At 58.4% G+C, this 9,811-nt stretch carries 9 protein-coding genes and 1 pseudogene; 7 read left to right on the plus strand and 3 right to left on the minus strand.

The annotated features are described in order from the left end of the window. Positions 1–62 precede the first annotated feature (62 nt). Positions 63–722, minus strand: coding sequence for a TetR/AcrR family transcriptional regulator (locus tag AC07W4_RS27615; protein ID WP_495034702.1), 660 nt, complete (start codon positions 720–722; stop codon positions 63–65). 177 nt (positions 723–899) lie between these two features. Here AC07W4_RS27615 and AC07W4_RS27620 point away from each other — a divergent pair, with 177 nt between their 5' ends. After that, positions 900–1,742, plus strand: a complete 843-nt coding sequence (locus tag AC07W4_RS27620) for an NAD(P)H-binding protein (protein WP_495034703.1) — start codon at positions 900–902, stop codon at positions 1,740–1,742. Between the two features lie 92 nt (positions 1,743–1,834). Next, complete coding sequence (locus AC07W4_RS27625) at positions 1,835–2,029, plus strand: hypothetical protein (RefSeq protein WP_495034704.1); 195 nt, start codon at positions 1,835–1,837, stop codon at positions 2,027–2,029. A gap of 692 nt (positions 2,030–2,721) precedes the next feature. Here AC07W4_RS27625 and AC07W4_RS27630 read toward each other — a convergent pair. Beyond that, a complete protein-coding gene (locus tag AC07W4_RS27630) occupies positions 2,722–3,327 on the minus strand; it encodes a transglycosylase SLT domain-containing protein (RefSeq protein ID WP_495034705.1) in 606 nt (201 codons plus the stop codon). Between the two features lie 387 nt (positions 3,328–3,714). On the opposite strand from AC07W4_RS27630, the gene AC07W4_RS27635 reads away from it, so the two are divergent. From AC07W4_RS27635 to AC07W4_RS27650, 4 genes are read left to right on the plus strand one after another with little or no spacing between them, the layout of a single operon-like run. Further along, positions 3,715–5,412 carry a molecular chaperone HscC gene (locus AC07W4_RS27635; RefSeq protein ID WP_495034706.1) on the plus strand — a complete coding sequence of 566 codons (1,698 nt, stop codon included), beginning with the start codon at positions 3,715–3,717 and terminating at the stop codon, positions 5,410–5,412. Between the two features lie 3 nt (positions 5,413–5,415). After that, on the plus strand, positions 5,416–7,005 hold the full coding sequence (locus AC07W4_RS27640) for a hypothetical protein (RefSeq protein WP_495034707.1): 1,590 nt from the start codon (positions 5,416–5,418) through the stop codon (positions 7,003–7,005). A gap of 23 nt (positions 7,006–7,028) precedes the next feature. Further along, a complete protein-coding gene (locus tag AC07W4_RS27645; protein WP_495034708.1) occupies positions 7,029–7,430 on the plus strand; it encodes a hypothetical protein in 402 nt (133 codons plus the stop codon). A 21-nt stretch (positions 7,431–7,451) separates the two neighbouring features. Further along, positions 7,452–7,604, plus strand: coding sequence for a hypothetical protein (locus AC07W4_RS27650; protein WP_495034709.1), 153 nt, complete (start codon positions 7,452–7,454; stop codon positions 7,602–7,604). A gap of 28 nt (positions 7,605–7,632) precedes the next feature. Here AC07W4_RS27650 and AC07W4_RS27655 read toward each other — a convergent pair. Further along, positions 7,633–8,514 (minus strand): annotated as a pseudogene (locus tag AC07W4_RS27655) (phospholipase D-like domain-containing protein); the annotation flags it as partial. Between the two features lie 308 nt (positions 8,515–8,822). Here AC07W4_RS27655 and AC07W4_RS27660 point away from each other — a divergent pair. Then, complete coding sequence (locus tag AC07W4_RS27660) at positions 8,823–9,644, plus strand: DeoR/GlpR family DNA-binding transcription regulator (protein WP_495034710.1); 822 nt, start codon at positions 8,823–8,825, stop codon at positions 9,642–9,644. Positions 9,645–9,811 lie beyond the last annotated feature (167 nt).

Consider the following 9,811-nt stretch of genomic DNA (forward strand, 5'->3'; position numbering starts at 1 on the left):
GCAGCCGAACGCAGCCTCGCGGGCTCGGCAGCTGCTACAAAGGGTGTCGCGGCTGAAATTGCTTAACTGACTGGCATCAGGCACCTGGGCTCCATAACTTCGCGCAGGGACATGCGCTTGAATGCCTCGACCAGTGCTCGCCCTTCCTCTGGCGCACAAGTGACCGCCAGGCGCATGGTCGCCTCGCCCAGGTGCCAGATCAAAAACGCGGATTCCTGAACCTGTTGCTCATCGCTTTCCGGAAATACGCGAAGCATGGCCTGGGCCAGCAGCCCCCCTGCAACCCGGCTTTCCTCCAGTTCCAGCTGCAATAACTGCTTGTCGGCCTGCATACCGGACCAGATGTCACGCATCACCGGTGTCGCCATCACGATCTCGTAATACATATCGAGCAACTGCGAATAGGCAGCCTGCAAACCCCGGGCATCCTCGACGGCCGCCATTGCCTCTGCAATGCAACGGCGGCTCTCAGCGTTATAGCGCTCGGCCAGCGTGCGAATCACGGAACTCTTGTCGGGGAAGTACTGATAAAGGGAACCGATCGAGATCTCGGAGCGCTCGGCGATTTCACTCATCTTGAGTTGATCGCTGCCCTTGTCCGCAATCAATTGAGTCGCCATCGCCAGAATCCGCTCCTGACGATCGCGGCTGCGCTGTTGCGTGGGATTGCGTCGAACTGCTTCCGCAGGCTGCTCGAGGGTTTCAGAGGTTTTTTTGCGCACGAGTGAATTCCCGATCAAAAACGTGACATGTACTCACCTTAGCATCGCCACTCCCTACACCCAACAACAGATACCACACGTCGGGGAATTCGACTTGATGGGTTGACGGCAAAACATGAGCATCTATCATCTTTTAAACATGAGCATCACTCACATTACCCGATGGAGATGAACGCGATGAAAACTGTCCAACCAATCACGCTGGTCCTCGGCGCCACCGGCAAAACCGGACGGCGTATCACAGAGCGGCTCGAAGCCGCCGGCCTGCCCGTTCGCCGGGGTTCCCGCGACGCCAATCCACCCTTCGACTGGGAAGATCGCTCGACCTGGGACGCCGTGATCGATGGCGTCCATTGCGTCTACATTTCCTTTCAACCTGATCTCGCCGTTCCAGGCGCCCTTGAGACCATCCAGGCGTTCACCGACCTGGCGGTGAAAAGCGGCGTCCGCAAACTGGTCTTGTTATCCGGGCGCGGCGAAGTGGAAGCGGAGCAGGCCGAACGCGTCGTACAAGACAGCAGGATTGACTGGACGATTCTGCGGGCCAGTTGGTTCTGCCAGAATTTCAGCGAGGCACACTTTCTTGAACCCCTTCTGCACGGTGAACTCGCACTCCCCGTCGGCCAGGTCGCCGAGCCCTTTGTCGATGCAGAAGACATCGCCGAGTGTGCCGTCGCGGCACTGACCCAACCCGGGCACACCGGCCAGCTCTATGAACTGACCGGTCCTCGGGCGTTGACCTTTGCTCAAGCCGTGACCGAGATTGCCCGCTCCACCGGTCGCAACATCGAATTCGTGGCCGTACCGCCGGATGCCTATCGACAGGCAATGGAACAGGACCAACTTCCCCCGGTGTTGATCGATCTGGTGTTGTATCTCTTCACGACTGTGCTGGACGGCCGCAACACACCCGTGGCCGATGGCGTACAGCGGGCACTGGGACGCCCGGCGCGCGACTTCGGCGACTACGTACGGCGCACTGCCGCTACGGGCATCTGGGGCAATGGCAGTCCGACGTGAAGCAGTGGCGGGAACCTGCTTCGTCGACTAGGGTTTTTGGCGTGTCGAAGTGCGGCGCCTTTATTGGCAGGAGCCTGATTAAGGAGGAACCCATGTCACTCAATCGTAGTGCCGAACAAACCTACCGCCAGTGGTCGACCCCGATCCTGTTGGAACTCAAGGAGCGAGAACATCAGATGAACCCGTCAGACCGCCAGGCCCTGGAAAACGTACTGCTGGAAAGAAGGCTGATTGATACCGGCAACCCGGCCGGCAGCAATCGTCGCAAGGCAGACCCGGCGTCCTGAAAGCATCAGGCAATCACGATCAAGACAGAAATAATGGAACAGAAACAAACAAGGGCTTGCATCCACTATCGCTTGCAAGCCCTTGGTTTAGAGCATGCCCCCAATCGAACGCAAACACGTTTCAAACGTCTGAATCCCCCGCCGCCGTATATCAATTTTTGATAATTATTAATTTCCACCGCCCCCCTCCATCGGCTTTAAATGTGGGCTAAACCACCACATGGAGGGATTCTAGGATGCTGATAAAAATCGAGAAAGCGAGCAAACCGGAAGGCTGGAATGTATGGATGAACGCGTGGTGCGTTGAGTTTCGCAGCTACGCAGAAGCCCTGGCGTTCGTGAACAGATTGGAAGGCCGGATCAATGCACCTCACCCCTTGCCTACCAGCACCGCCAGACTTCTGTTGGACCTGGCTTAACCTCGCGACGCCATCACCGAGAAGCTATCCACGCCGTCATATCCATATTTAATAATCTGTTTTTGATAATTATTGATTTCGCTCGTCCCTCTCCCTCGACTTTAAATATGCGTCGAGGGGGGCGTTGGCCAAGGTGAGGTTTACAGGTGACACCTTTAACGGACGCTTCGAATACAGCCAGTCTGCATTTGAGGAGGCCGACCTTCCTCACCATGTGTAATACCTTGCCCCGCATCTTCCCCCAGGAGGTGCGGGGATTTTTTCGTAGATGCTTTAAAACCACCCGCTACGACCATCTTCCAACTCTTGGCGACACACTTTCAGTTGCGCGTTGTAAATCTCTGACTGCTTTTGCACTTTCTGGGCAACCTGCATCAGCCACGGTTTACTGCGATAGGTATTGCGGCTAAAGCCCCCACGCCCCTCGTGATACGCCAGATACTGATTGTAAGTGTCCCATTTGGAGATTCCGAGCTGACGCTGGGTGCCAGTGGTGTACCAACCGATAAACATGATCGCGTCGTCAAAACTGTCACGCGAACCACCGTTGCCCGTATTGTCCTTGTACTCACCCCACACAGGGTCTTGAGCCTGCGCATAACCGTAGGCCGAACTGACTCGCCCCCAGGGGATCACCCAGAGCAGGTAGTCACGAGGCGGCAATGCGTCCGCCACGTAGCTGCTTTCCTGCTTCATGATCGCCATGGCCACATGCAGGGGTGTCCCATATTCACTCTGCATTTGCAGCGAATCCTCATACCAGTCGGGATACTCACGGTAAATACTGCAGAGATTGTCTTGGTCTTTTGGTGGCGTAGTCGTGCAACCCGTCAAAAACATAAACAACAAAGCCAACAGCAGAACTTGTCCCTGTTTCATTCATTACCCTCAAAAGTAAGGGCATAAGGTACCCTCCGTTTACTGCAAGGAGCCTGAGTCATGCAGGTGCAGGCAAAAACGTCAGAAGACATCCAGCTTGCCCGCGTCACCCTTTTGAGTGAATCGTCCCTGGATTTCCAGTCGCTGTGGCAGGTCGGGGTTGGGTGGTTGCCACCCGTCGCGGCAGGCAACAATCGGCCAAAAACCTCATGGCCATGCTTCAGCCCAATCATGTCCATCACCTGCAGGTTGCGGCCCCGTCCTCTTATCTAGCGTGCGGACATTGAACCTTCATTGGAAAAAATGATCGCAGGTGTCTAGGATCTGCCTCTGCTGGTCAAGGAAGAACAGGCTTGTTAAGTCAAGTCATGGAAAAGGAAAGCACTGATGATTGTCGGAATCGATCTGGGTACCACCAACAGTCTGGTGGCTGTCTGGCATAACGATGCCAGTGTTCTGGTACCTAATGCACTGGGCCAATTACTGACCCCTTCGGTCGTGGGGCTGGACGATGAAGGCCGGATCCTGGTCGGCCAGGCTGCCCGCGAGCGGCTGCACACCCACCCTGCCATGACCACCGCGTTGTTCAAGCGTCATATGGGCAGCGCGCACACCGTGCAACTGGGTACGAAGTCGTTGCGCCCTGAAGAACTTTCGGCGCTGGTGCTCAGGAGCCTCAAGGAAGACGTCGAACGTGCCTACGGCGAACCGGTGACCGAGGCGGTCATCAGCGTCCCCGCGTACTTCAGTGACGCGCAGCGCAAGGCAACCCGTATCGCCGGCGAACTGGCCGGCCTGAAAGTCGACAAGCTCATCAACGAACCGACCGCCGCCGCACTGGCCTACGGCTTGCCGCAGCACGGCAAGGAAACCTCGTTCCTGGTCTTCGATCTGGGCGGCGGCACCTTCGACGTGTCCATCCTGGAACTGTTCGACGGCGTCATGGAGGTACGGGCCAGCGCTGGCGACAACTATCTGGGCGGTGAGGATTTCGACCAGGTGCTGGCCGAGCGCTTTATCCAGACCCAGCGCGACCAGCCAGGATTTGCGCCAGTGCAATCGATGGCCCAGGCACTGCGCCGCGAAGCCGAGCGGGTACGCCAGGCGCTGGGGCAGGAACTGGCGAGCGAGTTTGTCTTGCGTGTGGACGGCCAGCAGTGGAAGCATGTTTTTACCCAGGACGAGATGGCCACATTGTTCGCGCCCTTGCTCGAGCGCCTGCGCAATCCGATTGAACGCGCCCTGCGCGATGCCAGAATCCGTATCAACGAGCTCGACGAAGTGCTGCTGGTGGGCGGCACCACCCGCATGCCATTGGTGCGCAAACTGGCCGCTGGGCTGTTCGGCCGCTTCCCCTCCATCCACATCAACCCCGACGAAGCCGTGGCTCATGGCGCCGCGATCCAGGCGGCGCTGAAGTCCCGCAGCACCGCCCTGGAAGAAGTGGTATTGACCGACGTCTGCTCCTACACCCTGGGCATAGCAGTCTCGCAACGGGTGGGCCAACACTATGAGCAAGGGCACTATCTGCCGATCATTGAACGCAACAGTACGGTCCCGGTCAGCCGGGTCGAAACCGTGTGTACCGTTCATGACTTGCAGGAAAGCGTACTGGTGAAGATCTACCAGGGTGAGAGTCGCCTGGTGCGCGACAACATCGTCTTGGGTGAGCTGGAGATTCCGGTCCCGGTGAATACCGGTTGCGTCGTCGAACTGGACGTGCGCTTCACCTACGACAACAACGGCATTCTGGAGTGTCAGGTGAGCATCCCCATGACCGGTGAACAGCGCACCCTGGTGATCGAAAACAATCCGGGCGTGCTCAGTAGCGAAGAAATCGCCGAGCGCCTCAAAGCGTTGGCCGAGCTCAAGGTGCATCCCCGCGATCAGCAGGCCAATACCCTGCTGGTGGCCCGTCTGGAGCGCTTGTATCAAGAAAGCCTGGGCGAGCTTCGTGAGCAGATTGACCAGTGGGCAAGCCTGTTTCAGCAGGCACTGGCAAGCCAGGACGAGCGTGTCATCCGCCAGGCTCGCAACAATCTGAGCGAGCGCATCGGCCTGCTCGAAACCGGTGGTGGATTCTGAGCCATGGAACCTGTTTTCGATTGCTGGGAAGTCCTCGACCTGCCCGCCCGATCCGACGAGCGCAGCATCAAGCGCCAATACGCCAAGCTGCTCAAGGTCAGACGTCCGGATGAGGATCCCGTCGCCTTCCAGCAACTGCGTGAAGCCTATGAGCAAGCCCTGCAAATCCTGCGCGAGGGCCGGGACGAGGTTGATCGGGTTGCAACTGACATTACCGCTCGGCCCGTTGCACAACACCGGCCACACCCGAGCCTGACACCCACGCGGTCCCTGCACGAGCAGGCCGTTGAACTGTTATCCGGATTTGATGATCAGGCGGTTGATCGCTACTGGACCGAGGCATCGGCCAGGGGCTGCAACGCCGAATTCGAACGGCTGTTGTTCCAGCGTTGCGTGGACGACCCTCAAACGCATGAGTCCCTGCTGGCCTGGGGTCTTGAACAGCGTCAATGGTTGACGCCCTGGCAACAGATCCCTGCCAGTGAGTTTCACCAGCAACAGTTGACCCTCGCCCTCACCGCAGCGCTTTACCGCAAGCTTGATCATCTGCTGGCAAGTGGCGAACAGAAGCTCTTCCTGGACTGCCTGGAACACCACAGCCGCCAACCCTGGCTCGGTGATTTCGCTCGTCGTCAGGCGCTTCAGGTACAGGTTCTGAACCTGTTCCTGAATACCGAGGACTGGTCAGAGCAACTGTTCCAACGAGTGTGTCAGTTGTTCGCCTGGGATGTTCAAGCGGCGGTTGTGCCCATTGCCGAGGACCAGTGGCAAGCACTGCGCCGGCGCTGCGAGCAGCAAGCCTGGCTCGGCGAACTGCGCTCTCTGATGCAGCAACGCCAGCAACATCCCAGTGCGCGCGCCAATGCCGCCGCGCTGTTCCTGCTGTCGACCCAGCCCGCGCAGCAGGCGGAACTGGCCCAGGGTTTCGCCGAGGCTGACTGGCAAGCCTGCGAACAATTGGCAGAGGCCTTTGCCACTCGCTTCCCCGATTTGACGGGCATGTTCCCCAACCGCGATCCGTGGTTCTGGAAGGCACTCATCGGCCACAAGGACCCGCCCTATGGCGTGAAACGCGCGGCCTGCGTGTTGACCATCGCCCTTGCACTGAACAACCTGGGCGGTTCCGGACTCATTGTGCTGCTCATGCTGCCACTCTATGCACTGGGTGGCTGGTTGGCGGCGCAGGTCGGCAAATGGCTGCTCAGCCACTGGACCACCTTGACGGAGAACCTGTACGACCTCGACCTGCGCGCCAGCGAATGGTTTGTACGACACAAACTGACCGCGGATCGTCGCTACCTTGTGATACGCAATGGCGGTCCGTTGCTGGTACTGGCCTTGGTTATCTGGAACTGGCTCGGGGTACTGGGGCTGGCGACTTATGTGATCACCGGAGTGATCGGCCTGCTGCAGCCCGCCAGTGCAGTCCCCACGGACCGCCAGTACCGCTGGCGAAAGCCCCTGCAGGCGATCTACCGGATTGCCGGGCTCAGCCGGCTGCAATGGCTGTTCTGCCTGTCGATGGTGCTGGTCATTGGCTATGTGCAACTGCACATGCCCGGCACCCTGCTCACTCAAGGTCGATTGCGCTGAATATGGCATCACTGGGAGTCAAAATGGATCACCCGTTCAAGGTGTTTGAAGATTTTGTGAACTTGCACCACACAGAAAAAAACCCGCCTGCCGGCATTGAAAAGATCGCCCATGCAGCGCAACAGCTATCCATCGACCCTGGCTCATGGATAACCGGATTCTGGTCGTTCTGCGACGGCGCGATGATCGAAGACCAGGTGAAAATCTATTCGACGGATGAAATAAGCGAACGTCAACAGACATACGAAATAGCAGAGTTCTTTCCAGAATATCTGTTGATCGGTGACGACTCAGGCGGCCGATTGATACTGGTGAACAGATCCGCAACTGAACGGTTTTACCTGCTGGGCTCGGGGTGTCCGTCCATCACCGATGGGCTGGCCTTTTCATCCATCGACGCCTTGATCAAGGAAGTTGTTGGCTGATCCCATCCATCTGAGGTCCCGATGAAGACCTACAGCATCCGCGAAGTTCTGCAGCAGATCGAGCACATGCCCGACGCCTGGTTCTACTTGCCCGATACCGAGTGGACGCTGACCGCCGTTACGAGGATGAATAACGTCTGCGTTGGTAGCCAGGCAGTGACGCCGTGGGCGTAAGGTCAGAGGCTGTACTCAGGGTTTCGATCTAGAGCATTTTCTCCAGGCCGATCTTGTCGCTGAGCCAGGCCTTGAAGCTGCGCCATGTGCCGCCGGGTTCCTTGCGCAAGGTCTGCTGGCGACCGTCGTCCTCGGTGAGCCAGACGACTTTGCCGTTTTCCAGTCGGGCCTGGTAACTCATGGCCGGCGCCATGCCCTCAAGTGCAAGTTGGCGCACTTGGCCGGCCAGCTCGGGACTATCGACCAGCACCCCGACTTCAGTGTTCCAGAACACAGAACGCGGGTCGAAATTGAACAAATAGGCCGAGATCATGATCAGCTCGTTATTGACGCCATCGAGATCAGGCCGCAGTTGTGTGGCCATCAATAGCGCACGGGCCGGTTCGCCGTCGGCCAGGACTTTGCTCGGAGCGTCCCACATGGCCTTGTTATGGGCCCAGATCAGTTGCTTGCGCCAGGTCTCGGGCTGCGGTTGAGTCTGGTAGGACATGAGATGGTTGTACAACACCTTGCTCTCGATACGTGAGACCTGGAGCGATTGCTCCAGGCGTTGACGGCTCTGGAGCAAGTCTTGCGTTGTCGGCTTGTTGCGCAGCAAGTCGCTGATCGGCTGGCTCAAGGCGCTGTTCCAGTACTGATCGAAGCTGTGCCCCAACTGCTCGGCGACCGGACCGATGCACAGCAGGTCCATGTCGGTGAAGTTGAGGTCGGGCTTGGCGTCGAAATACTCATCACCCAGGTTGCGTCCGCCGACGATGGCTGCGCTATTGTCGGCCAGCCACAGTTTGTTGTGCATGCGTCGGTGTTGCTGGGAAAGATCAAGCATGCGGCCCATGGTTCGGGTGACCACGGTGCTGCGCCCCAGATGCAAAGGGTTGAAGACGCGGATATGGATGTTCGGTGGCGCAGCCGACGAGCAGCAGCGCGAACAGCATGGCGCAGAGGAACCTGGACATGGGCTGGTCCTCAACCTGGGCGGGTGTAGATTTGAACTCGGCATCCAGCCAGTACCGGCTGCCAAGAACACGCAGCCCTCGATAATCCGCACGACTTGTTCCAGTAAAACGCCTTTTGAAGCAGCGTGTCGAAATTTTCCGGCACCTGCACCCGGTGCATGAAACCACTCCGGTGCCTCGTCGCGCTACTGATCCGGCGGCAGATTCGCTACTATGTTTACCCGCCTTCCCTGTCTGCGGATTACTTCTTTCTGGAGCCCGAATGCCTAGTCAAAAGGACATCGCCGCCGAAAGCGGCGCACCGATGATCCCTGAACAGCGCCGTGAGTTGATGCTGCGACAGTTGCGCAAGCATCAGGTGCTGAGCGTTCATCAATTGATGGAAATGTTCGACTGCTCGCACATGACCATACGCCGCGACATCGCGTTGCTGGAGCAGGAAGGTCGTGCTTACTCGGTAACGGGTGGGGTGCGGATCGCCAGCCAGTTGCACAGCGAGCCCAGCCATCAGATCAAGGCGGTGGTCGAGTTGCCGCAGAAGCAGGCCATGGCCAGGCTCGCCGCCCGGCTACTGCATGCCGACATGACGATTTACCTGGATGCGGGAACCAGTACGCTGGAAATCGTCCCCTACATCAAGGCGCTGTCCGGCATGACCGTGGTGACCAATGACTTCGGCATTGTACAGGCACTGATCGAAGCCCCCCATGTCACGGTGATTCATACCGGCGGGCAACTGGATCACTCCAATCAATCGTGCGTGGGCGGTCTGGCGGTTGCCACCTTGCGTCAGGTCGTTACCGACATCGCGTTCATATCCACCAGTTCATGGGATTTGCGTCGCGGCCTCACCACCCCTTCGGCGCTCAAGGTTGAGGTCAAGCAAGCCGCGATGCAATCGGCTTCGCAAGTGGTGCTGGTGGCCAGCAGTTCGAAATACGGCACCTTCAGCATGTACAGGATCGCCGGACTCGAGCAGTTCGACATCATTCTCAGTGACGACGCGTTGACCCCTGCCGCGGCCGATGGCATCCGCAATCAGGGTGTCGAACTGTTGCTGCCGGCTGACAATGCCCCGGCCTGAAACGACGGGCTCCTGGCCTAATGCCAGTCAGTTAAGCGGTAATGCGATCCGTAGCAGCTGCCGAGCCCGCGAGGCTGCGTTCGGCTGCGCAGCAGTCGTGAGTCCAGCTGACGCGGCCTGCCTGACGTACCGCAATGACTGATTTTACGACTGCTTCGCAGCCGAAC

Source organism: Pseudomonas sp. GW821-FHT02A08 (genome assembly GCF_059422045.1).